We start from the raw sequence: 23,715 nt of genomic DNA, 5'->3' as shown, positions 1-23,715 counted from the left end.
TAAGCTAGAATGGTAGATTCTGTTCTAAGTTGTCTAAAGATTGCTGGTCGTATTGTGTGCCAGCGTTGTTAGGTTGCCCCTGCGGTTGGTTATTTTGCTGTGGTGCTTGTTGATAGTTCATATTTTGTCCTTGCGGAGCTTGTGGTGCATTCTGCTGTGGACGTTGGGCCTGACTATTAATCATTTGTGGTGTTTGTTGTGGTGCTTGTGGAGCACGGTTCTTAGGAGCCTGTGGCACGAAACCAACGTTGTCAGCCGTTAGCTCTAGTGAAGACCGTTGTTCTCCTTCCCGTGTCTGGTAGGTGGTGAGAACAAGCTCACCTGCTACAAAGATAGGGTCACCTTTTACAAAGTGTTGTAGAACGAAGTCACCACGTTGTCCCCATACCGTGACACGTACAAACGTAGTAAGGTATTCACCGTTCTGGTCACGACGAGAACTATCTGTGGCAACGTTCACGGTCACATATTGAGTGCCTCGTTGGGTTTGTCCTTGTTCTGGGTTGCGAGTTAAACGTCCGTTAAATGCTGTGTAAATCATCGATTATTGCCTCCGTTGTTGTATCTGTTTTGCTGGTATTCACGTTGCTGATAATTACGTTGTTGCATAACCTTTTGAGCGGTTTGAGAGCTCTCATTACCGTCATCGTCAAGTTCTGAACTAATCCCAAAGATAGCCGCCAGCTGATAACGCTTAGCGTATGTGATTGCCGACCCATATCCTTGTGAGTCTTTCTTTTGTGGTACTAGAGTTAAAGCTCCACTTTTCAATGACTGACCACTTGAATGAAGGACTACTGTCATAACCGATTTTCCGGTTCCTTTAGGGTCATCAAAGACCAGTTGTGTATAGGTCAGTCCTGTGCCTTTGCAGGCTTCATCGACAGCTTTTTGTACTCCTTCTAGTGATACATAGTCATTATTAAAATAAGGGTTTTTAGCGTCCTTACTAGGTTGCTTTAAATTCTGGTGAAACTGAGCTAGTGCCTTAAAAAGCTCCTGCTTATCGGTCTCGGTTGATTTAGCGGCTTCTACCATTACCTTTCTTCCTCCGGTGATTTAATAATTACTTTGATACCTTTAGTGGTAGTCACACCGTCAACGATTTCGCCATCTTCGTTAACAGCACGCCCATCGTCGGTGGCCGTTAATGTCTTCTTGTATTCGCCCCATTTAACCTTTGGGTTTGTTGCAATGAACTTATTAGGAATATGAGTTAGGAGCTTGCTATCGTCATGATTAAACGTAGTAATCTCACGTTTAGAAACAGAACCATTACGTGAACGATACCGATAGTGAGGATTTTTTTCGTACTGGCGCATAAAGAAATCGTCAATCAGTGAGTTGACATAGCCCAAGGTATTTTGACGTTGGTCTCGTGCCGGTTCGTACCAACTATTTGTTTCGTCAATTTCTTTTTGCCGCTGCTTGTCGTCCTTTTGTTGTTCCATTTCAATTTGGTGTCGCCAATAAAGTGCCTTGTATAAGTCTTCCTCCGACTCTAACCGTTTAGTTTTTTCTTCCATTACTCTTCCTCCATATCTGCTTGGTACTCTTCTTTTTCACGTTGCTTGTCATACCAGCTAGGTTCATCTTCAATCCATGGACAATATGGATTTGATTCGTCATATTGTCGTTGTAAGTCGTCCCAATTAATCATTCTCTGCCACCCCCACAATCTTCTGCTTAGCAATCATTTCATCTCTCATTTTTATGGCTGCGATAATAGCTTTGCTACTCTCGGTAATCGCCTTAAAAATTAAATCACTACAAGTTTTTTCATTGCTGGCATGGCGAATCTGTTCCCCCAGCGACATAATGACTAGCCCCTCGTCAGCCAGGTGGTCAGCTTGCCTTTTTACTTCTAAGTCGTTCATAATCGTTTCTCCTTTGTGGTATACTTGATACATAAAAGTTATTCATATTCGCTTTTTCTAGGCGTTAGTGCTGGCGGGCACTAGCGCTTTTCTTTTTGCCTTGGTCGTCCATCATCGGTTTGCATACGCTAAGTGCTAAGACAAAGCTAACGAACAAGCAGATGCAAAAAACTGTGAAGCACTCGTACATCATGCTGATAGTCATCGCAACACCGAGTGCAAATCCTGCAAAATATTTCATGCTCTCACCTCCTTAAAAAGTTTTTGATGAGCCAGACAATGCCGAGTAGGTCGAGCACGATTGTTGGCAAACTAAACATAAATGTGAACATTTCATTACCTCATACATAGATTTGACGTTCACCCTCATCTAGCTGTGTTTTCTGTGCTTTCTCACCTTTGTCGATTAGGCGCTTGAGCTTTGACCCTTTACCAGCGCCCATGTACTTGACGATGAACTTATCCATCTCAGGCCGATAAATTTTAACTGACCCAAAATCAAAGACCGGCAAGTATCCGAGTTTAATTGCACTTCGCACTAGCCTGATATCAGTATGAAGATACTTTGCAGCATCAGGAACTGAATATAACGGTGAGTCAATTTCTCGACTAGACATGTTCGCACCTCCTTACAAAGTGAAATCAGTAATTTCACGTTTCGGTTCATCATCTATAATTACTTCTTCGTGTTTGTCTACTAAAATGAGTTCCATGCTTTCACCTACTTTCTGTTTGATATAATCACCTCAAAGGAGGTGAATTCCTATGACAAAAGAAGAATTTGAAAGTCGTTGGTCGCAATTCATCGGTGAGTTCAATAAGAATTTTGACAGCCCCGAAATTATGGAACAGTTGAAAACCGTGGCAGTGCAAAATACTGAAAAGCAAGAAGACTTAGCGATAAATTACGAGCACATCTACCAGCAACAGAGAATGAACAATCTTGTCAAGGACGCGATTGAAACTTTCTTAGACTTTGACGAAAAGTAATTAACGATTCCTTTGCTTCTTTTTCGTCAATTTTTACAGGAGCCTTAACGGGCTCCTTTTTATTTTGCTTTTCCATTGCATCAACTCCTTATTAACTACATTTTATCCGTAGCTTTTGAGTAAAAAAATAATGTTATCCATAGGGACTTTGGTTAAAGAACTAAACAATTGAGCTTTATCAATACGCATTGCGGTTTCACCATGTTCGTAGTCTTGATAAGTCTTACGTGAAACACCTAGCGCATTTGCCATTTGTTCTTGGGTAAGTCCGCTGTTTTGGCGTGCTGCCCTAATGGAAATCTTCAATATTGTTCCTCCTCTCTACGCTCTATATATTACTACATTTAAAACGTAGTTGCAACATTTTTTTGCCTTTTTGCGTAAAAAACTACTTTTCATGTGTAGTTTGTTATACAATTAAGATGTTAAATATTTAGAAATATGGAGGCATCTTTTATGGATATTGGTAGTCAAATAAAGGCTTTAAGAAAAGCCCACAGTTATACGCAAGCAAGCCTTGCTAATGTTCTTGGCGTAAAGCCAACAACTGTTGCCTCCTGGGAACAAGGCCGTAACAAGCCTTTAATGGATAAAGTTCAAAAAATGTCGATGATTTTCAATGTGCCTATTGCGAAAATTGTTGGTGAAGAACCACAAGGAAATCTCAATGATATTCCTAATATTGTTTATCCATTATCCGACGGATTGGAACAAGTTACGATTCCAATTATTGGAACAATAGCTTGTGGCGACCCGATTACAGCTGAGGAAAATATTGAAGGCTATACAAAGGAAACTTTTGAAAAGCCAGTCCCCAGTGGTACCTTATTCGCCCTGCGTTGTAAAGGTCACAGTATGGAACCTATTATTCCTAATGGTGCCCTTGTAACTCTGCGGTCACAGCCAGACGTTGAAGACGATGAAATAGCTGCTGTTTTAGTAGACGGTGATAACGAAGCGACGTTAAAACGTGTTAAGCATCAAAATGGAATGGTAATGCTTTTACCAGAAAACAAAGACTATACACCTATTATTTTGAATAAGGATAATCCAGGACGCATTATCGGTAAAGTTATACATGTATCTTGGGATATTAAATAGTCTACGTCCAAACGTGATCGACGAAAAAAGCTATTGGGAGGTTTCAATGAAAACAACAAAATTAGTAGTAGGAATCATCATGATTGTTGTAGCGTTCTTTATCGCTATTCAATCAGTAATGGCTGGTATGAGTGAAGCGTTTGTTCAATCTGGTGGCCATGCTGGTACGGCTGGATTAATCGTAGCCATTCTTTATCTTGCTTCTGGAATTGTTTATATCGTTACTCGTAATAAAGATAATTTTGGCCCTGACATTGCTTCGATGATTATGATGTTAGTTGCCTGGCTACTCGGTATCGTTAATGCAGGTATTTACAAGGATTTGATTATCTGGTCATGGTTGGCTTTTATCATTGGAATTGTATTTTTTGCTTGGCACAAGTTGGAAACTAACAGGAAATAAGGTGGCAATATGCGATCAGATAGATATAAGAATCTGCCCACCCCTTGGTACAAGCAATTCTGGGGTTGGGTAATTATTGCAGCATTTGTTATTGGAATACTTGGGATAGTAATAACCGCCGTCTTCGATGGCAGAAGCACAAAGTCACCAGGCGCTGCTACGAGCACAACGGATAATATTACTGACATTTCAAAACCACACGGCAGTTTCGACGGACATACGGCTAAACTACCAAAATGGACTATCAAAATCACAAAAGTATCGCTTACCAAAAATGATGACGGTAAGACATGTATGGTTTTTAACTATACTGCTTATAACAAATCAGCTAAGGACATGTCCGCTTCTGGCATGTGGGCTCAAACGTTTAGTGCTTACCAACCAAATAAAAATACTCAAAACCAGCTTGACGAAGAAGTTGATGTTCCTGACTCTATCAGTGATGAAATGAATCAAGAGATCAACAAAGGTGGTCATGCTCGTGGCGAGTATATCGCTATCCTTAAAAGCACTAAACGTCCAGTGCTTTTAAAAGCAAAGGATGATTCTGGGAACCTGATTGGTAAACACAAGTATAGTTTTAAAGTAAAAGCATCCTCTAAAAACGCATCAGCTAAAGCTAAGTCGTCAGACGATGAACAGGTAGCTAGTAGATATGGCAGTTCAAATGGTGGCTCTTCAAGCACTGGTACAAGTAATGCTTCAAAGGCTCAGGCTGCCGATGCATCATCTTCCTCCAATAATAAGAAAACTGGGGATTGGGATAATCACCCAGATGTATGGGCTGACGACAATAATGATAGCCTTTGGAAAGGCACCATCTATGAGAATGCCACACCACAAGAACGATACGACTATCAAGTAGACAACGTTAATCGTTGGGCCTCAATCGATGCTGCTAATGGTAACAATTAAAAGCCATCGGAAAATAATGCAAAACAAAAAAGCCGTTAGCAGTGAAGATAGTTTGGCGACCGATTCACTGTAACGACCAATGATTTTAAGGGTAAAGAATATTTGCAAAACAAAAAGTTCTTAAGCTGACGGGCTTTGAGAACGTGAAACATAAACATCTTTGCCTTTTTATTTTAACACATAGAGAACACATATTCGATGAAAGGAGGTGAGAACAATGAAAGGAACAGTTAGAAAACATGGCAATAACTGGTACTACCGAATAGATGTCGCTAAGAAAAATGGTAAACGCCATCAAATTGAGCGATATGGAGGAAAAACTTATCAAGAAGCTCTCAAAAAGTTGCGAAAAGTTATCGAAAAGTATGAGTCCACTGGTAAAGTTATTTCAAATGACAAAACGTCAGTCAACGATTTCTTTGAGTTCTGGTTCAACAACTATGTCAAGAAACATCTTAGTACAAATACCCAGAATAACTACCGAGGCATACTTGACAAGTATATCCTGCCTAACTTAGGTGAATATGAAATGAAAAGAATCGGTCCTGAAATTTTGCAAGAGTTTATCGATAAAGTTGCCAAATCGACTGCCTACAAAAAAGATGGTACAACTTTATCAAAGCACACTGTAGAAATAATTTTGTCGGTAGTAAAAGAAGCTTTTAAGCAGGCCGTTCATCCTTGGCAAGTAATTGATAATTCGCCTGCTTTATATGTCACTTTACCAAAATACCGGATTGGTAAGAAAACTAAGCAAGACTTAAAAATTATCTCAATGAACCAGTTTAAACAGATGCAATCATTATTTCCGGAAGGGCATCCATTTTACGTTCCAATGATGATTGCATTCTTTACAGGTATGCGCCGCGGTGAAGTTTGTGGGCTTGAATGGAAAAATGTAGATTTTCATGGGTACTCAATCGAATTACACCAACAGATGCTTCAGTATAGTGCTCACGACGTTCGTATAGGGAAGCCAAAGACAGCAGCCGGATATCGCACTATTGAAATTGGTCAGGAGCTCATTGATATTCTTGTTAAAGAAAAAAGCAGGCAAAGTAAAAATCGATTAAAGTACGGGAAGTACTACTACGATTCAGACTTTGTCTGCACAAAAGATAATGGGAAACCAATTACTCCCAACGCAATTAAATACTACTCAAGTTTGGTTGAAAAGAAACTGGGATTCCCTTTTAATTTTCACAGTTTGCGCCATACTCATGCTACGATGCTGCTAGAGGCAGGTGCTAAGCCTAAGGAAGTTCAGGTACGCTTAGGACATTCGAGAATCTCCACAACCTTAGACACTTATGTTCACTTAACAACTAAGTCTAAGCGTAAAACAGCAAACCTCTTTGACGAGGTTTATAAAGAGTCCTAAGCTTACCACAAATTAAGCCATGTGGTAAAAATGTGGTAAAATCAGCACTTTCTGGGTGAATGTATATATGCATATACTTCCAAGAATGCTGCTATATCAACGTTTAACGCTCGTCGGTTTCCTCATCGGTCTTCAAAACGGCCATGAAGGCTTCCTGAGGGATATCAACTTTACCAACGGCCTTCATCCGCTTCTTACCACGCTTCTGCTTTTCCAGCAGCTTGGCCCGCCGGTCGGGATCACCAGTGTGGATCCGGGCAGTAACATCCTTCCGGTAGGCTTTAATGTTTGTCCGGGCGATAATCTTAGAGCCAATTGCCGCCTGAATTGGGATTTCAAAGTTTTGCCGAGGGATGATCTTCTTCAGCTTGGAAGTAATTTCCCGCCCCCGCTCAGCAGCAAAGTCCTTGTGGGCAATGAAGCTCAGTGCATCTACCTTGTCACCATTCAATAGGATATCAATCTTAACCAGGTTACTTGGCTTATATTCGTCAATTTCGTAATCCATCGACGCATAGCCCCGGGTCGAGCTCTTCAGCTTGTCAAAGAAGTCAAAGATAATTTCTGACAACGGCACATGGTAAATTACGTTCACCCGGGTGTCGCTGAGGTATTCCATGGTCTCAAAGATCCCCCGTTTCCGTTGACAAAGTTCCATCACGGGGCCCACATAGTCATTTGGCACCATGATTGATGCCTTGACGTAAGGTTCCTTAATCGCCTTGATTGAGGAAGCATCAGGCATCTCAGCTGGGTTCTCCACCTCAACCGTGGAGCCATCGGCCAGGTCAACGTGGTAGGTAACCGATGGCGCCGTGGTGATCAGATCAAGGTTAAATTCACGCTCTAGGCGTTCCTGGACAACATCCATGTGCAGCAATCCCAAGAAACCACAACGGAAACCGAAACCTAAGGCCTGGGAACTTTCTGGTTCAAAAACAAGCGCGGCATCGTTTAGCTGCAACTTCTCAAGGGCCTCCCGAAGATCATTAAACTTCGCATTGTCAGTTGGGTACAGGCCGGCATAAACCATTGGCGTCATTTGCCGATAACCTTCTAATGGCTTGTCCGTAGGGTGGTCAGCACTAGTCACGGTATCCCCGACCCGGGTATCCTTAATGTCCTTGATTGCGGCGGTAATGTAACCAACGTCCCCCGCCATCAGAACATCCCGGGCCAGTGGCTTGGGCGAGTTAATACCGACTTCGGCAACCTCGTACTCGGTTCCACTATTCATCAGCCGAATCCGGTCACCCTTCTTCACGGTCCCCTCAAATACCCGGACACTCAGGACAACCCCACGGTAATCATCGTACTTCGAATCAAAGATCAGGGCCTTAAGGGGCGCGGTCAGGTCACCAGTAGGGGCGGGAACATCCTTGACAATCTTCTCTAGAACTTGATCGACATTGAGACCCGTCTTCGCACTGACGTCAACCGCCTCGTCAGTTTCCAGACCGATTTCGTCTTCAATCTGGGCCTTGGTCCCCTCCGGATCAGCGGACGGTAGGTCAATCTTGTTAATGACCGGGAGAATTTCCAGGTCGTTATCCAGGGCCAAGTAGACATTTGCCAATGTCTGGGCCTCCACTCCCTGAGTGGCATCCACGACTAGGATTGCGCCTTCACAGGCCGCCAGTGAACGCGAGACCTCATAAGAGAAGTCCACGTGCCCCGGGGTGTCAATCAGGTGAAAAATGTAGTCCTGCCCATCCTTAGCATGGTAGGTAAGGGCCACCGCATTTAGTTTAATGGTAATCCCCCGTTCACGCTCCAACGGCATATCATCAAGGACCTGGTCCTTCATCTCACGCTTACTAATCGAATCCGTCATTTCCAAGATCCGGTCGGCCAGCGTTGACTTACCGTGGTCAATGTGGGCAACAATTGAAAAATTACGGATGTGCTTTTGGCGCTCCTTCATTTCTTCCAGACTCATTGTCATGCTTATTCACTACTTTCTACGAAAATACTCTTATCTAGTATAACAAAGACAAACCGAAATTTAAAAAACGAGGTCGTGGCGTTACCACCATGATCTCGTTTTGATTAATCAACCCTAGTTTTCAATTACCACCCGGGTACCAGCGGGAACGTTGTGCTGAATCCAGTTGGCATCCGGAATTGGGAGCCGGATACAACCGTGTGACCCGGCAGAAACACCAAGCAACCGCAACTGGGCCTGATCAAAGTGACCATCATGCCATGGTGCATCAAAGACAACGCTGTGGAAGAGGTATACCCCGTGGTCCTTCCATGAGGTCCAGTGTTCCCCATAGTCAAAGAGGTCCCCACGTTCATTCTGCACGTAGTAGGTCCCGGTTGGCGTCAGGCTGACCCCATTGACGTACCGACCGGCTGTACAGTACATCGTGTAGACAACGTTGTTACCGTCCATCATGTAAACCCGGTTCTGACCAATCCGGACGTGAATCCAGAAGTTCTTTAACTGGCTAACATTCGGGTACGGGCCGTACTCAGAGGGCATCCGGTAGTCAATTGGCGTCCGCATCAGACTCGTCGAAACAGGGCCAGAAGTGTAATCAACGTAGTTACCGTTCCCGAGCTTATCATCCGTGAAGCGGTGAATGATCCGCACGTTTTGGTTACGAAGCTGGTTTGGCATTCCAAAGGCCAGTTGGTAACCAGATTGACCGCTGTTATAAATTGCGGGGAAGGCATTGGCCACGTCAGTCCGTGCCCGGTTCTTGTCCAGAACTTCCTGCCGGTACAATTCATGACCATTCTGGTCAACAAAGATCAGAAACTGGTATGGCTTGTTAACCGCCTGGTTGCTAGCGTGCCAGCCACTAACGTAAATCGAGTTGGCGGTAATATTAATCTGGTCAAAGGCACCAGCATTGGTGGCATAATCAGGACTGTACTGGTCATCGAAGTTACCATTACCCGCAGCATCGTTACTGAAGCGCAGAATCAGCTTTAATGTTCCATTAGCCGTGCCCAGGTCTAAGGGAACGGTCGTCGCAAAGCCGCTTTGAGCACTGTTATAAACCTGACTATAGCGCGCTGCCACATCAGGCCGGTTAGTCAAGGTCAGCTTGGCCCGCTTAATCTCCTTACCATTGTTCAGGACAATCACGTACGGGTACTTCTTAGCAAGGGCGGCATCACTAACCATCCACCCCGCAATCTGCAATCCCTGCTTAGACATTTTAACGCTGTCGAGCCAGGAGGCACGCTGGTTTAAGACAACCGGTGCGGACCAGAAATCATTGTATTGCCCCTGGTCCCCGTTACCCTGGTCACTTGTGGAGTACCGACTAACCACCGCATAACTATGACCCGAAATTAGTGAGGCCTTAGTCAGGTCAAACTGTCCGTTAAAGCCACTCTGGGCTGCGCCCGTCACGTTTGGCAAGGCCCGGACAACGTCGGGACGGTCTACCGTGGTTGTGTTTACCACCGCCACTTGCCGGCGGGCCGTCAAGTCATAGAGAATTGCGTAATGGTTGTTCTCAAACCCACTCAGGTTATCAACGTGCCAACCACTGAAGGTTAAATGATGGCCATCACTAAGGTTAAAGCTGTCTAAATAGCCCTGGCTAAACTGGTTGCCGCTGGTGATTGGACTGAACCAGTAATCAACGTAATCACTATTCCCGTCACTTGCGCCGGCGTACCGACTGATAACCTGGAGCTGGTGGTTAAGGTTCAACTTAGTCAGTGGAATCTTGACGGTAAAGCCAGATTCGTCAGCACCCGCAATTCCCGGAAATGCCTTAGCAACATCGGGACGTTTAACTGGTGTAACGAGCTGTCTAGCCACCTCTTGATTACTAGTCCGGTCGAGGACAATGATGAAGTGGTGGCCCTTGCCGGCAGCCAAGTTCGTTGCGTGCCAACCGTTAATAACCATTTGGCCCTTAGCTACCGTTGCCCCATCAAGGTTAGCGCGGTTATTACGATCAATTGTCACTGGTGCAAACCAGTAGTCAACCGCGTTGCCATTCCCCTGTGCATCATTCGTATAGCGGCTTACGATCTGTACCTGGTTTAACTTCGCCAGTCCCTTGCCAAGCTTAAAGCTTGTGTTAAAGCCTGATTGATCCGCGCCATAGACATTGTGAACCCGCTGGACATCTGTACGCGTCACGGCCTGGTCAGTAACGTTTTGCCGGCCAATTTCCTGGTTAGTTGCCTTATTGACGGCAATAATGTAGTGGTAAGGGCGGTCCTTAGCGGCGTTAGTAGCGTGCCAGCCACTAACAGTCAACTGTCCCTGGTCATTAATCTGAGCACTATCAAGGTTAGCATAGTTTCCCTGGTCAGCATGGTCATAGTTTGTGCTCTGTGCTGGCGTTGTCTGGCTCTTAGCAGGCGCCGTTTGACTTGGCCGCGCTTGTTGGTCAGCGACCACTACTGGTGCTGGCGTGTTGTCTGCAGCAAAACTATTAGTTTGACTTAGCCAAAGGGCAAAGCCACAACTGGTCATTGCCAGACAACCAGCAGCAATCTTTTTCGCACGATTAAAATCGATTAACATTGTCTAATCCCCCAATAATAACGTATTCTTTATCATTATACCCCTTTATGAAAGCGATAACGAAAAAAGCCAGGAAAGAGGACAACTTGTCCCTTTTCCTGGCTTAATCATTATTGTATTAACGGTCCTCAAAGGCGTCCTTAAGCTTATCCAAGACAGATTTCTTGACGCCCTTGACATCCTCACCACTAGCAGCAGCGAAGGCCATCATTGCCTCCCGCTGGCGTTTGTTGAGGTTCTTCGGTGTTTTGACGTGGACGGTAACGTGTTCGTCGCCAGTTCCTTTGCCATTCAAGTAAGGAACACCCTTCCCCCGTAAGCGGAAGTTAGTTTCTGACTGCGTCCCGGCAGGAACCTTTAGGTCAACGTCACCATGAACGGTCTTAACCTTGATTTCGTCCCCTAAGGCAGCTTGAGCGAACGAAATGTCACGATCAACGTAAATAGTCGTACCATCCCGCCGGAAGTCCCGACTTGGGGTAACCCTGAAGACAATGTACAGGTCACCAGCGGGGCCACCATTCTCACCAGCGTCACCTTGCCCTTCAAGGCGCATCTGCTGGCCATCGTCAACCCCGGCTGGAACCTTGACTTCCAACTCGTGCTTGGCGTGAACGTGGCCGCTACCGTGGCATGTCTGACACTGGTCGGCAGCCTTAATTACCTTACCAGTCCCGTTACACTCTGGACAGGTGGTTTGGGTTTGCATGTTTCCCAATGGGGTCCGGCGGACGGTAACAATTACGCCGCTACCGCCACACCGCTTACAAGTCGTCGCGGACTTACCTGGTTTGGCACCGGTCCCGTGACAGGTCTTACACTGTTCATCACGGTCGTACTTGATGGTCGTCGTCTTCCCGAAAATGGCATCCATGAATTTCAGTGTCATGGCGTACTGGAGGTCCCGACCCTGCCGTGGCGCAGTTGGGTTAGGACGACGACTTCCGCCACCACCAAAGAATTGGCTGAAGATATCATCAAAGCCGCTGGCGCCACCGAAGCCCTGGCTACTAAAGCCGCCATTGCCAAAGCCACCAAAGCCTTGACCTGCTCCGGCCTGTGGACCAGCAGAACCAAACTGGTCATACTGGGCCCGCTTCTGCGAATCACTTAAGACATCGTAAGCTTCATTGATCTTCTTAAATTTTTCTTCCGCGCCAGGTGCATGGTTAACATCCGGGTGGTACTTAGCAGCGAGTCGCCGGTAAGCGTGTTTAATATCTGCTTCAGAGGCATCCTTTGAGACACCTAAAACATCGTAATAGTTTTCTTCTGCCATTTATATCCCTCACAACTTAATTGCTTGTATAGTTATACCACAGATCGGAAACGAAAGTAAAAGCCAAAGTCCTAAACCGCGGCCTTTGGCTTTTACAATGCATCTAGCAATTAGAAATTACTTCTTGTCGTCTGGGGTAACATCCTTGAAGTCACCATCAACGGTGTTGCCATCGTCATTACCCTTTTGGTTACCGTTATTGCCGGCGTTGCCAGTCGGGTTTGCACCACCCTGGGCATTACCCTGGGCTCCTTGTGCCTGCTTGTAAAGCTTGACACTCAAGTCTTGGATAACCTTGTTGAGGGCGTCCTTCTTGGCCTTCATGTCATCAAGGTTGCCGCTTTCCTTGGCCTTCTTCAGGTCGTCACGAGCACTTTCGGCCTTCTTGATGTCTTCATCAGGAACCTTGCCCTTAACTTCCTTTAAGGTCTTGTCAACTTGGAAGAGTTCTTGGTCGACCTCGTTCTTCAGGTCAACTTCTTCCTTCTTCTTCTTGTCGGCTTCAGCGTGTTCTTCGGCATCCTTCTTCATCCGTTCAATTTCTTCGTCGGACAGACCAGAGTTGGACTTGATAACGATCTTTTGTTCCTTACCAGTTCCCATGTCCTTGGCAGAAACGTTAACAATCCCGTTCTTATCAATGTCGAAGGTAACCTTGATTTGAGGAACACCACGAGGAGCAGCTGGAATGTCTGTCAGCTGGAAGTTCCCTAAGGTCTTGTTATCAGCTGCCATTGGCCGTTCACCCTGAAGAACATGAATGTCAACGGCAGATTGATTATCGGCGGCCGTTGAGAAGATTTGGCTCTTGGATGTTGGAATGGTCGTGTTCCGGTCAATCAACTTGGTGAAGACCCCACCCATGGTTTCAATACCAAGAGAAAGTGGAGTAACATCAAGCAGAACAACGTCCTTAACATCACCGGTCAGAACCCCACCCTGGATAGCGGCACCAAGGGCAACGGCTTCATCAGGGTTGATGGAGTGGTTTGGTTCCTTACCAGTCAATTCCTTAACCATTTCTTGAACGGCCGGGATCCGAGTCGAACCACCGTTCAGGATAACTTCATCAATGTCATCGAATGAAAGGTCCGCATCCTTCAAAGCATTCAATACTGGTTGCTTCGTCCGTTCAACCAGGTCATTAGTCAACTGGTTGAATTGGGCCCGGGTCAAACTCTTCTCCAAGTGGAGGGGACCGTTTTCACCGGATGAAATGAATGGCAGACTGATTTGTGCTTCCTGAACACCGGAAAGGTCCTTCTTGGCCTTTTCAGCGGCATCCTTCAACCGTTGCAGAGCCATCTTGTCTTGTGAAAGATCAATGCCGTGTTCCTGCTTGAAGCCGTCGATCAACCAATCCATAATCTTTTGGTCGAAGTCATCCCCACCCAGATGGGTATCACCATTAGTTGAAAGGACTTGGAAGACCCCGTCACCTAATTCCAGGATGGAGACATCAAAGGTCCCACCACCAAGGTCGTAAACCAAAATCTTCTCGTCCTTGTCCTTCTTGTCCAGGCCGTAAGCCAAAGAAGAAGCGGTTGGTTCGTTGATAATCCGCTTAACGTCCAAACCGGCGATCTTTCCGGCATCCTTAGTTGCTTGACGTTGAGCATCGTTGAAGTAGGCAGGTACCGTAATAACGGCCTTGTCAACGGTGTCGCCAATGTAATCTTCCGCATACTTCTTGATGTATTGAAGGATCATCGCGGAGATCTCTTGTGGAGTGTACTTCTTACCGTCGACTTCCACTGTGTAGCCGGCTTCACCCATGTGACTCTTGATAGAAGAAATCGTGTTCGGGTTAGTAATTGCTTGCCGCTTGGCAACTTCACCAACTTGGGTTTCGCCATTCTTAAATGAAACAACGGATGGCGTTGTCCGGCTCCCTTCTGGGTTAGTAATAATCTTGGGCTCGTTACCTTCCATAACGGCAACGGCGGAGTTAGTAGTACCTAAATCAATACCAATAATCTTGTTACTTGCCATTGTTTATTCCCTCTCTTATATTTTATTGTGCCACAACAACCATTGCGGGACGCAGAACCCGGTCTTTCAGCTGGTAACCAGCCTGTAAGACTTTAATAACTGTTTCCGGTTTCTGATCACCTTCTACCGGGACGGTCTGAACCGCCTGGTGCAAGGTCGGATCAAAAATCTTTCCTTCTGCGGGGATCTCAGTGACCCCATGGTCCTTTAAGGCCGCCGTTAAGTGGTCGTGGACCATTTGAATACCCTTTTTTAGCTGTTGGCCATTTTCATCTTTAACTTCAATTGTTAGTGCCCGCTTAAGGTTATCAAGAACGGGAAGAACGCTCTTTGCCAGGTCCTGACCATCATACTTCAAGATCTGGGCACGTTCCTTATTAAAGCGGGTCGTCATATTTTGAATTTCCGCTTCAGCACGCAGGTACTTATCATCCTTGTCCGCAAGTTGCTTCTTCAAGTCGTCAACTTGCTTCTGGAGCTGCTCGCAGCGGTGGTGGCACTGACCCTTATGGCCACCTTGGTGTTCAGCCTTATTATCATTGTGGGCAGCTTTGACCTTGTCTTTTGGCTGCGCCTGCTGATCCTTCTTTTCTTCTTTTGCCAAATGACTCGCCTCCTATGAATCGTAATAGTGTCGGTAAAAGTCAAGTAGTCGCTTGGCTAACTCCTGACGAAAGGCATTCACAATTCCAATCGTTCGTGAGTACGGCATCCTGGTGGGCCCCAGTACAGCAATAATTCCCTTGCCATACTGGTCGACATCATAGCTTGCCGTGATTAGACTGTAATCTTTTAATACCTGGTCTTGAGAAATTTCCGAACCAATCCTGACGTTGACATCCTTATCATCAGCCCCGGTGTCAAGTAGGTGCGACAACTCGTCGTTCCGATCAATCAGGCTGTATAACGCCTGCAGGGCTTGCGGATCTTGGTTGTTGGAAAATCCTAGGATGTTCAGCCGACCACCGACAAAGAAGCGTTCCCGGGCCGCCCGGGAAACGACGTTATCGAACAGGTCTAAGAAGCCGTCCGCACCATGCATGTAATGCATAATCCGCATTGGGATGTCATCATTCAGCCGCTTAACAACTTCAGTTAGTGGTCGTCCCACTAGCTGGTCATTAATCATCCTGATTACCGCTTGGAGTGCATCGGTATCAAAATTACGGGGTAAAGTAAACGACTGACTCTCAACGTCCCCACTATCGGTAACCAAAATGGCGATTACCTTTTGGTTACCCAACGGGACTACCCGAAACCCACTTAAGCGGACATCGGTTTGCTCTGGCTTAAGGGTAAAGGCCGTGTACGAAGTCAGGTCGGACAGGATATCCGCCGAATGTGAAACAATCTCATCAATCTTTTGAAAACTTGTCCCTAAAGAATTCTGGATAACAACCAGGTCATTATCCGTGAGCGCATTTGCATCCAGCAGGTGGTCGACGTAATAGCGATAGCCACGCTTTGAAGGTACCCGTCCCGAAGACGAATGCTCTTTTTTGATCAGCTGGTGTTCTTCTAATACCGCCATCTCATTCCGGATTGTTGCGGAACTGACCTTGAATGGCAACTTTTCAGCAAGGTGTTTTGACCCCACCGGTTGACCAGTTGAGGTGTATTGACGTACAATCGCTTGCAGGATTGTCTTTTGTCGTTGTGTTAGCATTTTGATCACATCCCTTTTTAGCACTCTTTAGGGCTAAGTGCTAAACACACTTAATAATATACCAATCACCTGTTTAAAAGTCAAGGAATGTCAAACTAATTCTAAGGAGATTTTATAAATGAGTACAGACGACCACCGTTACGTGCAACCTCATAACGCTCAGGAGGCAATGGAGCTCATCCAACGGCTCTTCAATAAGTACCGGAGCGCCCCGCTAACCAACGAGCTGCTGGCCTATCACAATAACCTCATCTACCGTCTCCAGTCCGACATCAAGGATGCTGCTAAAAGAGAAGGCAACCAAGAGCGGGTTAAGGAGATTGACCAGATGACTGACATCATGCGTTCATGGACCAACCTCCGCTTAACTGGTCACCCCTTTCACGGCAAAATGCGCCACTTCCGGTTAGTTACCACGGACGGGCCAAAGTTTAAACGGCGGATCCACAAGATTCACCAGGGCACTAACCACCGGGCTAGTCGCCACTAGGAAAATCTTTTGTAAAAAAGTAGTTCTAGTCTTTCAGCGTTCAATGTAGGACACAAAGAGGCCTTTAGCGTTCAAACTTTCCGAACGCTAAAGGCCTCTTCTTTCTTGCGGCTAACTTCATCCTTACCGTTTTAATGAATTATCTGACCCGCAATTGCTGGTGGTGCCTGCACAACCTGACGCGCAGCGTGCTCATCATGCTTCATTTGCGCCACCAAACCAGCGGCATCCGCAAACTTTTGCTCACCACGAAGGTATTGGTACCAACGAACAGTTACCTCTTCGCCGTAAACCATTTGGTCAAAGTCAAATAGGTAAATCTCAACGGTCAGCTGGTTATGGTCACCAAAGGTAATGTTATGACCAACACTGGCCATCCCCCCGTACCACTGGTCACCAATTTTAACGTCGACCGCGTACACACCAATCCCCGGAATTCTTTCCCGTGATGGTGTTTCCACATTAATCGTGGGAAAGCCTAGGGTCCGTCCGCGGGCAAGTCCGTGGACAATCAACCCCGTAGTCTGGTAATAGTAGCCCAGTTCCTGGTTTGCAGTCTGAACGTCCCCGCGGTCAATCGCCTCACGAATTGCCCGGGAACCAACCTTCTTGGTCGTGCCCGGACTGGTAAATTTAGGAACCGTCACCACGGCAAACCTGTCTCGCGCATAAGTAGGTAGTTTGGCCATGGTAGCAACATTGGCTGGGCCATAGGTATGGTCAAAACCCGCCACGACGACCTGGCTATGGAAGGCAACAAGGTAGTGGTCGACAAAGTCCTGGGGGTCCTGGCTGGCAAAGCTGGAGGTAAAGCTAACCAGGTACACCAGGTCAACCCCCAGCTGCTTTAGGAGGGCTAACTTGCGGTCAGTAGTGGAAAGGTACTTAAAGCCGCCGGGAAATTGGCGATAGACGACTCCCGGTGCATGTCCGTAGGTTAAGACTGCCAGGGGTAGCTTCCGCTGGTCAGCAATTTGCCGGGCCCGGCGGATGACCGCTTGGTGGCCACGGTGGACCCCATCAAAGAACCCCATCGCGAGCACTACCGGTCCGTTAGGAATCAATTGCTTGTCAATTGGGTGGTGTATTCTTATAACCTGCAATGTCAATCCTCCTAGTTCGTCGAAAACATCTTAGTCGGCTGGTAGGCGTGGTGGTAATCATCAAAGTGGTAAAGCGCTTTGGTCTGGTGATCATACTTAAGAACCAGCTCGGCCGCCGATGAAGAAAGCTCGGCTGGCTTTAACCAGCCCCCATTCTGCACAGCTTTCCACTGGTCAGCACTAAGCTCAACCGCTGGATAATTACGGAGGGCGTAGTCAAGCGGATAAAGGTAATGGGTAATTGTTCCTGCCGTTACGGCATCCTGAACATCCCCTAGGCTTAGTGTCTGATCTAAGGTAAAGCCACCGCTCTTTAACCGGGTTAGCCAACTCATTGTGCCCGGATAACCGAGCCGCTTGGCCAGCTCAACCACTAGTGTTCGTACATAGGTCCCCTTGCTGCATGCAACTTTAAAGCGGACCCGTTCTTCTTGCTTATCCTGGTCATAGTCAGCACTTACTAGTTCAAACTTGTCAATCGTCACGTGGCGAACTGGACGGTCAACGCTTTCCCCCGCCCGTGCATATTCGTAAAGGCGTTTTCCCTTTACCTTCACCGCTGAATACATGGGCGGAATTTGGGTAATCGCCCCCGTCAGCGTTGCCATCTGATCACGGATGACATCTGGGGAAATCTTACTAGTCACGGGCTGGGCAGCGATTATCTCACCGTCAAGGTCCTCCGTTGTCGTCGCCTTGCCAATTAACAGCTCGCCCTGGTAAACCTTCCCTGACTGCATCAAGTACTCAACGACCTTCGTTGCCTTGCCAATACAAATTGGTAAGACCCCATCAACAGACGGGTCAAGGGTCCCCGAGTGACCAATCTTTTTGGTCTTCAGTATTCGTCGCAGGCGGTTAACACAGTCAAAGCTGGTCATTCCCCGTTCTTTATATAAAGGAATAATTCCGTCCATTCGTTTGCTCCTCCGTATACAAAAAGGGAGCTGGTCAAAGATCTGCCCCGCTCCCTTATTTCAGTCAGTTACTTTTCTTGTTGATGAAGCTTATTGATCAGTTGGTCAATCCGACTGCCATAAGCTACGGACGGGTCCCGTTCAAACTTAATCTCTGGTGTTTTAAAGATGTTTAGGCGGGCCCCCAATTCAGAGCGGATTAGCCCGGTGGCCTTATCCAAGCCTTCCTGGGTCTTTTCACCCGCTGAGGCCTTATCAGACAGGATACTGTAATAGATCGTTGCCTGCTGCAAATCGCCAGTAACATCAACGCCGGTGATCGTTACGCCTTGAACACGTGGATCACGAACCCGCTTCAAAAGGATATCGTCAACTTCGCGTTGGATCTGCTGTGCGAGCCGGTCCACGCGATATTGTCTGTTTGGCATTTTGCCTCCTCCTTTATTTAACTGGTACTTCTTTCATTTGGTATGCTTCAATAACATCCTTTTCCTTGATGTCATTGTAGTTAGCAATGGTCAAACCACATTCAAAGCCGGCCTTGACTTCCTTAACATCATCTTTGAACCGCTTCAATGAACCCAGTTCACCTTCGTAAACGACCACGCCGTCACGAACTAAGCGGACCTTGGAATCACGGGTAATCTTACCAGAGGTAACCATCCCCCCAGCAATCGTCCCGACCTTGGAAGCCTTGTAGATTTGCCGAACTTCAACTTCACCAATCGTTTCTTCCTTGTAGACCGGTTCAAGCATCCCCTTCATGGCATCCTCAACTTCTTCGATGGCGTTGTAGATGACCCGGTGGAGACGGATATCAATATTGCTGGAGTCAGCGAGCGACTTAGCAACTGGTGTTGGCCGGACGTTGAAACCAATAATAACCGCGTTGGAAGCTTCCGCCAGGGTAACATCACTCTGACTGATTGCCCCGACTGCTTGGTGGATGATGTCAACCCGGACACCATCAACCTTGATCTTTTGTAAGCTTTGACTCAGGGCCTCAACTGACCCCTGAACATCGGCCTTAATAATTAATGGCAAGGTCTTCATTTGCCCCTTCTTCATTGTGGCAAAGAGGTTGTCCAGAGTAACATGGGAAGTCTTTTGCCGTTCCTTGTCTTGGGCCCGCTTTGCCCGTGCCTCACCAGCTGCACGAGCAGTCTTTTCATCGTCAAAGACAACGAACCGGTCCCCGGCTTCAGGAACTTCGTTGAGCCCCGTAATTTCAACAGGGGTCGATGGGGTCGCCGCCTTAATTCGCCGGCCATTTTCGTTAGTCATCGTCCGAACCCGGCCAAAGGTGTTACCAACCACGATTGGGTCCCCAACGTGTAGGGTCCCTTGTTGAACCAGCACGGTTGCCACGGGTCCCTTACCTTGGTCGAGCCGTGCTTCGACAACGGATCCGGCCGCGTTTTGGTCAGGGTTAGCCTTTAATTCCATCATTTCAGCTTGGAGCAAGATCATGTCCAACAGCTCGTCAAGGTTCTTGCCAAACTTAGCGGAAATCTTGACGAAGATGGTGTCACCGCCCCAGTCTTCTGGAATCAGGTTGTACTTCGCCAGCTCTTCTGTAACCTTGTCCGGGTTAGCACCTGGCTTATCAATCTTGTTAACGGCAACGATGATTGGTGTCTTGGCAGCCTGGGCGTGGTGAATGGCTTCCACCGTCTGCGGCATTACCCCATCATCAGCGGCAACCACCAGGACGGTAATATCAGTGATGTTAGCACCACGAGCCCGCATTTCGGTAAATGCAGCGTGTCCTGGGGTATCCAAGAAGGTAATCAAATTATCGTTATAGTGAACTTGGTAGGCCCCAATTTCCTGGGTAATCCCACCGGCTTCATGTTCAGTGACGTGCGAGTGCCGCAGCTTATCCAGCAGGGTGGTCTTACCATGGTCAACGTGTCCCATGACAGTGACAACTGGTGGCCGCTTAACAAGGTGCTTGGTGTTGTTTTGTTCGTCTTCAAACATCTTATCAATGTCAGAAACGTCAACCTCAACCTTTTCCTTGGCATCAATCCCGTAGTCGGTTGCTAAGAGTTCGATGGTGTCCTTGTCGAGGGACTGGTTTTGGTTGATCATTACGCCGAGCATAAAGAGCTTCTTAATAATTTCAGCTGGGGAACGGTGTAAGATCTTACCCAGGTCCTGGGCGTTCATCCCTTCGGTGTACTCCAGTACGTCCGGAAGCGGCTTATCCTTCCGTTGGGTCGGCTGCTTGTGGTTCACTTCACGGAGACGGTTATTCCCCTTATTACGTTTATTGCGCTTCTTGTTCTTCTTGTTGAACCGCTTGCCATGCCGGTCATTGTTGTTCAAGCTGCCACCAAAACGACCACCATTGTTTTGGTTACGGCGGCTCTCGTTATGCCGCTTTTCGCTGTGCCGGTTTTGGTGTTCTTCACGGGGCCGTTCATTCTCATGCCGGGCAGGCTTATTGTCCTTCTTCGGATGGTTTTCGTGTTCCCGCTTATTTTGGTGCTTATTGGACGCCGCTTTTTGGTGGTCATCCTTTGCCTGGTGGTTCTTATGATGGTTGGCTGGCTTAGCACTGGCCTTCTTTGGACCACCATTCTCATTTTTAACGACTTCCCGTAATTTGGCCGCTTGAGCGGGAGTTACGGAAGACATGTGACTTTTAATTTCCATCCCTTGTTGGTTAGCAACCTTAACAAGGTTCTTACTTGGCATTTTGAGCTCTTTAGCTAGTTCATAGATTCGTTCCTTGGCCATATGCTCACTCTCCTATTCCATTGTCATTAGTTCCTCAAACTTTCTTGCAAAACCTGGTTGCATCACACCAATAACGGTCCGTGATTGGCCCGTTGCCTGACTGAGCTGGTCTTTAGTAAAGGCTTGTGAGTACGGGACATGGTAGTACCGACACTTGTCAGTAAACTTCTTAGCCGTTGCTGTACCAGCATCCCCTGCCAAAAACACAAACTTTGCCTTATTAGTTTGAATATTTTTTAATACTGTTTCTTCACCACTGGTTAACTGGCGGGCACGCCGCGCTAACCCGAGCAAACCGAGTGCCTGTTGGCGGTTATTTTTCATTTTTTCCGAATAATTCCTGGCGAGCTTGCAAGTGGTCGGTATACTTGATCAGTTCATCATAAAAAGCGTCGTCAAGCTTAACGTGAAACGCCTTTTCAAAGGTCTTTTCCTTTTTGGCCCGCTTAGCGATTTCAACATCAACCGCAATGTAGGCGCCCCGTCCGGCCTTCTTGCCGGTGGGGTCTAGAGAAACCTCGTTTTCCTTGTTCTTAACCACCCGGATAAGTTGCCGCTTGGGCATCATTTCTCCGGTGACGATATCCTTGCGCATTGGTACTTTTCTCTTTTTCATCATTTTCACCCCACTGCTCAATTATTCTTCGTCAGATGCTTGACCGTCACTTGCTGGCTGGTCATCATCACCTGCTGGTTCGCTATCATCTTCTGCCTCTTGGGCCTGAATCTCTTCCATTTCGGAAGCCGACTTGATATCAATCTTGTACTTAGTCAACCGGGCCGCCAAGCGTGCGTTTTGTCCCCGCTTACCGATTGCTAGGGAAAGCTGGTCGTCCGGAACAACAACGGTGCACGACCGTTCCTGCTCTTCTTCACCATCTTCACGTTCAATCGTAACCGGATCGTTGAAGATGACGTCAAGAACTTCTGCCGGGTTAAGGGCGTTAGCGATGAACTTAGCAGGATCCTTTACGTACTCCACAATGTCCATGTTTTCACCATCAAGTTCGTTGACGATTGCCTGAACCCGGGAGCCCCGTGGCCCAACACATGTTCCAACCGGGTCGACGTTATCGTCGTTGGAGTAAACAGCGACCTTTGCCCGGTCACCGGCCTCACGGGCGATGTTTTCAATCAACACGGTCCCGTCCTTGATCTCAGGGACTTCCCGTTCGAAGAGCCGCTTCAACAGTTCTGGAGCTGTCCGACTGACGTAGATTTGGGGACCACGCCGGTCATCGTTAACCTTTGATACATAAACCTGGATCCGGTCGTGAACATGGTAATGTTCGTTGGGCATCTTGTCACGGTAACCCATTGCCCCTTCGACCCCATCGCCGAGGTCGACATAGGTGAAGCGCTTGTCCTCACGGGAAACTTCCCCAGTGATGATTTCGTTTTCGTAAGTCTTGTACTTATCGTAAATGATCTTCCGTTCTTCTTCCCGAAGACGCTGCATAACCACCTGCTTAGCGGTTTGGGCAGCGATCCGGCCAAAGTTCCGGGGCGTTACCTCTTCACGAATTTGGTCACCAAGGTCATAACCTTGACCATGCGGAAGCTTCCGGGCAGCAGCGAGGCTCATGTACTCATTACCGTCTTCTGCAACCTTATCTTCATCATCGGTAATCGTCTTAACGGCGTACACCTTGATGTTACCAGTAGTGGCGTTAAATTCAACCTCGACGTTCTTCTCGCCGTAGTTTTGCTTGTAGGCCGATTCAAGAGCCTGTTCAAGTGCTTCGATTACAACTTCCTTTTTAATTCCCTTTTCCTTTTCCAAGTAGTCAAGGGCGCCAATCATTTCTGCATTGACTTTTGACTTGCTCACAGCGAACACTCCTTTAATTAAAACTTAATGGCCAAGCGGGCCTTCGCAACCTTACTCCGGTCAATCACAACTTGCCGGTGACGGGTTTTATCTAAATAATCTAAAGTTAATTCCTTATCCGATAGCTTGGTCAACGTTCCCTCATAAACTTTATGACCATCAATCTGCTGGTACAGAGAAACGTGGATGTATTGGTTTACCGCCCGTTCATAGTCGGCCTCGCTCTTTAACGGCCGTTCTGCACCAGGGGAGGAAACCTCCAAGAAGTAAGCCTGGGGGATTGGATCGGGCTCAACGTTGTCCAGGGCCTCGCTTAGTTGATCACTAACCGTTGCGCAGTCTTCAAGCGTGATTCCACCATCTTTATCAATGTATACCCGGAGATACCAACTCTTGCCTTCCTTGACAAATTCAATGTCGTACAGGTAAAAGTCGTGTTCATCAAGGATTGGGGTTACTAAGTCCTTTACGGTTTCAGTAACAGTACTCATCTTGTCACCTCCATTGTTTGCAATAAAAAG

At 47.0% G+C, this 23,715-nt stretch carries 28 protein-coding genes; 6 read left to right on the top strand and 22 right to left on the bottom strand.

The genetic code is table 11. The features are described from left to right. Positions 1-4 precede the first annotated feature (4 nt). From QOS01_RS00325 to QOS01_RS00295, 7 genes are all read right to left on the bottom strand, one after another. Complete coding sequence (locus QOS01_RS00325; RefSeq protein WP_283620581.1) at positions 5-541, bottom strand: single-stranded DNA-binding protein; 537 nt, start codon at positions 539-541, stop codon at positions 5-7. Then, positions 538-1,038: an ERF family protein gene (locus QOS01_RS00320; RefSeq protein ID WP_283620580.1), complete on the bottom strand. Its 501-nt coding sequence runs from the start codon at positions 1,036-1,038 to the stop codon at positions 538-540. The genes QOS01_RS00325 and QOS01_RS00320 overlap by 4 nt, the downstream gene beginning before the upstream one ends. After that, positions 1,038-1,526 carry a host-nuclease inhibitor Gam family protein gene (locus QOS01_RS00315; RefSeq protein WP_283620579.1) on the bottom strand — a complete coding sequence of 163 codons (489 nt, stop codon included), beginning with the start codon at positions 1,524-1,526 and terminating at the stop codon, positions 1,038-1,040. The genes QOS01_RS00320 and QOS01_RS00315 overlap by 1 nt, the downstream gene beginning before the upstream one ends. Continuing rightward, positions 1,526-1,660 (bottom strand): hypothetical protein, encoded by a 135-nt coding sequence (locus tag QOS01_RS00310; protein ID WP_283620578.1) that lies wholly within the window; start codon positions 1,658-1,660, stop codon positions 1,526-1,528. The genes QOS01_RS00315 and QOS01_RS00310 overlap by 1 nt, the downstream gene beginning before the upstream one ends. Further along, complete coding sequence (locus QOS01_RS00305; RefSeq protein ID WP_283620577.1) at positions 1,653-1,877, bottom strand: hypothetical protein; 225 nt, start codon at positions 1,875-1,877, stop codon at positions 1,653-1,655. Before QOS01_RS00305 ends, QOS01_RS00310 begins: the two co-directional genes overlap by 8 nt. 64 nt (positions 1,878-1,941) lie before the next feature. Continuing rightward, positions 1,942-2,118, bottom strand: coding sequence for a hypothetical protein (locus tag QOS01_RS00300; protein ID WP_283620576.1), 177 nt, complete (start codon positions 2,116-2,118; stop codon positions 1,942-1,944). A gap of 100 nt (positions 2,119-2,218) precedes the next feature. Continuing rightward, a complete protein-coding gene (locus tag QOS01_RS00295; RefSeq protein WP_283620575.1) occupies positions 2,219-2,494 on the bottom strand; it encodes a hypothetical protein in 276 nt (91 codons plus the stop codon). Between the two features lie 148 nt (positions 2,495-2,642). Between QOS01_RS00295 and QOS01_RS00290 the strand changes: the two genes are divergently transcribed. Next, entirely contained in the window at positions 2,643-2,867 is a 225-nt protein-coding gene (locus tag QOS01_RS00290) for a hypothetical protein (protein WP_283620574.1), read from the top strand. Positions 2,868-2,969: 102 nt separating this feature from the next. On the opposite strand, the gene QOS01_RS00285 is transcribed toward QOS01_RS00290, so the two are convergent. After that, a complete protein-coding gene (locus QOS01_RS00285; RefSeq protein WP_283620573.1) occupies positions 2,970-3,173 on the bottom strand; it encodes a helix-turn-helix transcriptional regulator in 204 nt (67 codons plus the stop codon). Positions 3,174-3,323: 150 nt separating this feature from the next. On the opposite strand from QOS01_RS00285, the gene QOS01_RS00280 reads away from it, so the two are divergent. The 4 genes from QOS01_RS00280 (at position 3,324) to QOS01_RS00265 (ending at position 6,667) form a co-directional block, all read left to right on the top strand. Further along, complete coding sequence (locus QOS01_RS00280) at positions 3,324-3,968, top strand: LexA family protein (RefSeq protein ID WP_283620572.1); 645 nt, start codon at positions 3,324-3,326, stop codon at positions 3,966-3,968. 46 nt (positions 3,969-4,014) lie between these two features. Next, positions 4,015-4,371, top strand: coding sequence for a hypothetical protein (locus tag QOS01_RS00275; RefSeq protein WP_283620571.1), 357 nt, complete (start codon positions 4,015-4,017; stop codon positions 4,369-4,371). A gap of 9 nt (positions 4,372-4,380) precedes the next feature. Beyond that, entirely contained in the window at positions 4,381-5,286 is a 906-nt protein-coding gene (locus QOS01_RS00270; RefSeq protein ID WP_283620570.1) for a DUF5067 domain-containing protein, read from the top strand. A gap of 217 nt (positions 5,287-5,503) precedes the next feature. Next, positions 5,504-6,667, top strand: coding sequence for a tyrosine-type recombinase/integrase (locus tag QOS01_RS00265; protein WP_283620569.1), 1,164 nt, complete (start codon positions 5,504-5,506; stop codon positions 6,665-6,667). Between the two features lie 103 nt (positions 6,668-6,770). Here QOS01_RS00265 and lepA read toward each other — a convergent pair whose 3' ends face one another. The 6 genes from lepA to hrcA all read right to left on the bottom strand — a co-directional run bounded on the left by lepA (position 6,771) and on the right by hrcA (position 16,108). Further along, complete coding sequence (gene lepA / locus QOS01_RS00260; RefSeq protein WP_283620689.1) at positions 6,771-8,606, bottom strand: translation elongation factor 4; 1,836 nt, start codon at positions 8,604-8,606, stop codon at positions 6,771-6,773. A 120-nt stretch (positions 8,607-8,726) separates the two neighbouring features. Continuing rightward, positions 8,727-11,171 (bottom strand): L,D-transpeptidase, encoded by a 2,445-nt coding sequence (locus QOS01_RS00255; RefSeq protein ID WP_283620568.1) that lies wholly within the window; start codon positions 11,169-11,171, stop codon positions 8,727-8,729. Positions 11,172-11,289: 118 nt separating this feature from the next. Continuing rightward, on the bottom strand, positions 11,290-12,450 hold the full coding sequence (dnaJ, locus tag QOS01_RS00250; RefSeq protein ID WP_283620567.1) for a molecular chaperone DnaJ: 1,161 nt from the start codon (positions 12,448-12,450) through the stop codon (positions 11,290-11,292). A 117-nt stretch (positions 12,451-12,567) separates the two neighbouring features. Next, entirely contained in the window at positions 12,568-14,442 is a 1,875-nt protein-coding gene (dnaK, locus tag QOS01_RS00245; protein ID WP_283620566.1) for a molecular chaperone DnaK, read from the bottom strand. Positions 14,443-14,464: 22 nt separating this feature from the next. Then, positions 14,465-15,046 carry a nucleotide exchange factor GrpE gene (grpE, locus tag QOS01_RS00240; protein ID WP_283620565.1) on the bottom strand — a complete coding sequence of 194 codons (582 nt, stop codon included), beginning with the start codon at positions 15,044-15,046 and terminating at the stop codon, positions 14,465-14,467. 12 nt (positions 15,047-15,058) lie between these two features. After that, positions 15,059-16,108, bottom strand: coding sequence for a heat-inducible transcriptional repressor HrcA (gene hrcA, locus QOS01_RS00235; RefSeq protein ID WP_283620564.1), 1,050 nt, complete (start codon positions 16,106-16,108; stop codon positions 15,059-15,061). Between the two features lie 118 nt (positions 16,109-16,226). Here hrcA and QOS01_RS00230 point away from each other — a divergent pair, with 118 nt between their 5' ends. Next, positions 16,227-16,598, top strand: a complete 372-nt coding sequence (locus tag QOS01_RS00230) for a hypothetical protein (protein ID WP_283620563.1) — start codon at positions 16,227-16,229, stop codon at positions 16,596-16,598. Positions 16,599-16,729: 131 nt separating this feature from the next. Here QOS01_RS00230 and ribF read toward each other — a convergent pair whose 3' ends face one another. The 8 genes from ribF to rimP all read right to left on the bottom strand — a co-directional run bounded on the left by ribF (position 16,730) and on the right by rimP (position 23,685). Next, positions 16,730-17,701, bottom strand: coding sequence for a riboflavin biosynthesis protein RibF (gene ribF / locus QOS01_RS00225; RefSeq protein ID WP_283620562.1), 972 nt, complete (start codon positions 17,699-17,701; stop codon positions 16,730-16,732). 11 nt (positions 17,702-17,712) lie between these two features. Beyond that, the gene (gene truB / locus QOS01_RS00220) at positions 17,713-18,618 is read right to left on the bottom strand and encodes a tRNA pseudouridine(55) synthase TruB (protein ID WP_283620561.1); all 906 of its coding nucleotides are present in this window, start codon (positions 18,616-18,618) and stop codon (positions 17,713-17,715) included. A 68-nt stretch (positions 18,619-18,686) separates the two neighbouring features. Beyond that, complete coding sequence (rbfA, locus tag QOS01_RS00215; protein ID WP_222259695.1) at positions 18,687-19,046, bottom strand: 30S ribosome-binding factor RbfA; 360 nt, start codon at positions 19,044-19,046, stop codon at positions 18,687-18,689. Between the two features lie 13 nt (positions 19,047-19,059). Then, complete coding sequence (gene infB / locus QOS01_RS00210) at positions 19,060-21,363, bottom strand: translation initiation factor IF-2 (protein ID WP_283620560.1); 2,304 nt, start codon at positions 21,361-21,363, stop codon at positions 19,060-19,062. Between the two features lie 12 nt (positions 21,364-21,375). Then, a complete protein-coding gene (locus QOS01_RS00205) occupies positions 21,376-21,687 on the bottom strand; it encodes a L7Ae/L30e/S12e/Gadd45 family ribosomal protein (protein WP_283620559.1) in 312 nt (103 codons plus the stop codon). Continuing rightward, positions 21,677-21,979: an RNase P modulator RnpM gene (gene rnpM / locus QOS01_RS00200; protein ID WP_283620558.1), complete on the bottom strand. Its 303-nt coding sequence runs from the start codon at positions 21,977-21,979 to the stop codon at positions 21,677-21,679. The genes QOS01_RS00205 and rnpM overlap by 11 nt, the downstream gene beginning before the upstream one ends. A 21-nt stretch (positions 21,980-22,000) precedes the next feature. Then, entirely contained in the window at positions 22,001-23,194 is a 1,194-nt protein-coding gene (gene nusA, locus QOS01_RS00195) for a transcription termination factor NusA (protein WP_283620557.1), read from the bottom strand. 17 nt (positions 23,195-23,211) lie between these two features. Continuing rightward, positions 23,212-23,685: a ribosome maturation factor RimP gene (gene rimP, locus QOS01_RS00190; RefSeq protein ID WP_283620556.1), complete on the bottom strand. Its 474-nt coding sequence runs from the start codon at positions 23,683-23,685 to the stop codon at positions 23,212-23,214. Positions 23,686-23,715 lie beyond the last annotated feature (30 nt).

Origin of the sequence: Limosilactobacillus avium (genome assembly GCF_947381485.1) — a bacterium.
GTDB classification, from domain to species: Bacteria; Bacillota; Bacilli; order Lactobacillales; family Lactobacillaceae; genus Limosilactobacillus; species Limosilactobacillus avium.
Note: the sequence above shows the minus strand (reverse complement) of the source record. Positions and strands in the feature narration are given on the sequence as shown.

Bases quoted from the DNA above. Each gene is read 5' to 3' on its own strand.
- QOS01_RS00300 (WP_283620576.1), bottom strand. From the start codon at position 2,118: ATGAAATATTTTGCAGGATTTGCACTCGGTGTTGCGATGACTATCAGC.
- QOS01_RS00270 (WP_283620570.1), top strand. From the start codon at position 4,381: ATGCGATCAGATAGATATAAGAATCTGCCCACCCCTTGGTACAAGCAA.
- QOS01_RS00290 (WP_283620574.1), top strand. From the start codon at position 2,643: ATGACAAAAGAAGAATTTGAAAGTCGTTGGTCGCAATTCATCGGTGAG.
- QOS01_RS00280 (WP_283620572.1), top strand. From the start codon at position 3,324: ATGGATATTGGTAGTCAAATAAAGGCTTTAAGAAAAGCCCACAGTTAT.
- QOS01_RS00325 (WP_283620581.1), bottom strand. From the start codon at position 541: ATGATTTACACAGCATTTAACGGACGTTTAACTCGCAACCCAGAACAA.
- QOS01_RS00255 (WP_283620568.1), bottom strand. From the start codon at position 11,171: ATGTTAATCGATTTTAATCGTGCGAAAAAGATTGCTGCTGGTTGTCTG.
- rnpM (WP_283620558.1), bottom strand. From the start codon at position 21,979: ATGAAAAAGAGAAAAGTACCAATGCGCAAGGATATCGTCACCGGAGAA.
- QOS01_RS00320 (WP_283620580.1), bottom strand. From the start codon at position 1,038: ATGGTAGAAGCCGCTAAATCAACCGAGACCGATAAGCAGGAGCTTTTT.
- dnaJ (WP_283620567.1), bottom strand. From the start codon at position 12,450: ATGGCAGAAGAAAACTATTACGATGTTTTAGGTGTCTCAAAGGATGCC.
- rbfA (WP_222259695.1), bottom strand. From the start codon at position 19,046: ATGCCAAACAGACAATATCGCGTGGACCGGCTCGCACAGCAGATCCAA.
- infB (WP_283620560.1), bottom strand. From the start codon at position 21,363: ATGGCCAAGGAACGAATCTATGAACTAGCTAAAGAGCTCAAAATGCCA.
- QOS01_RS00205 (WP_283620559.1), bottom strand. From the start codon at position 21,687: ATGAAAAATAACCGCCAACAGGCACTCGGTTTGCTCGGGTTAGCGCGG.
- QOS01_RS00315 (WP_283620579.1), bottom strand. From the start codon at position 1,526: ATGGAAGAAAAAACTAAACGGTTAGAGTCGGAGGAAGACTTATACAAG.
- QOS01_RS00230 (WP_283620563.1), top strand. From the start codon at position 16,227: ATGAGTACAGACGACCACCGTTACGTGCAACCTCATAACGCTCAGGAG.
- dnaK (WP_283620566.1), bottom strand. From the start codon at position 14,442: ATGGCAAGTAACAAGATTATTGGTATTGATTTAGGTACTACTAACTCC.
- QOS01_RS00265 (WP_283620569.1), top strand. From the start codon at position 5,504: ATGAAAGGAACAGTTAGAAAACATGGCAATAACTGGTACTACCGAATA.
- truB (WP_283620561.1), bottom strand. From the start codon at position 18,618: ATGGACGGAATTATTCCTTTATATAAAGAACGGGGAATGACCAGCTTT.
- QOS01_RS00295 (WP_283620575.1), bottom strand. From the start codon at position 2,494: ATGTCTAGTCGAGAAATTGACTCACCGTTATATTCAGTTCCTGATGCT.
- hrcA (WP_283620564.1), bottom strand. From the start codon at position 16,108: ATGCTAACACAACGACAAAAGACAATCCTGCAAGCGATTGTACGTCAA.
- rimP (WP_283620556.1), bottom strand. From the start codon at position 23,685: ATGAGTACTGTTACTGAAACCGTAAAGGACTTAGTAACCCCAATCCTT.
- QOS01_RS00305 (WP_283620577.1), bottom strand. From the start codon at position 1,877: ATGAACGACTTAGAAGTAAAAAGGCAAGCTGACCACCTGGCTGACGAG.
- lepA (WP_283620689.1), bottom strand. From the start codon at position 8,606: ATGAGTCTGGAAGAAATGAAGGAGCGCCAAAAGCACATCCGTAATTTT.
- QOS01_RS00310 (WP_283620578.1), bottom strand. From the start codon at position 1,660: ATGATTAATTGGGACGACTTACAACGACAATATGACGAATCAAATCCA.
- QOS01_RS00275 (WP_283620571.1), top strand. From the start codon at position 4,015: ATGAAAACAACAAAATTAGTAGTAGGAATCATCATGATTGTTGTAGCG.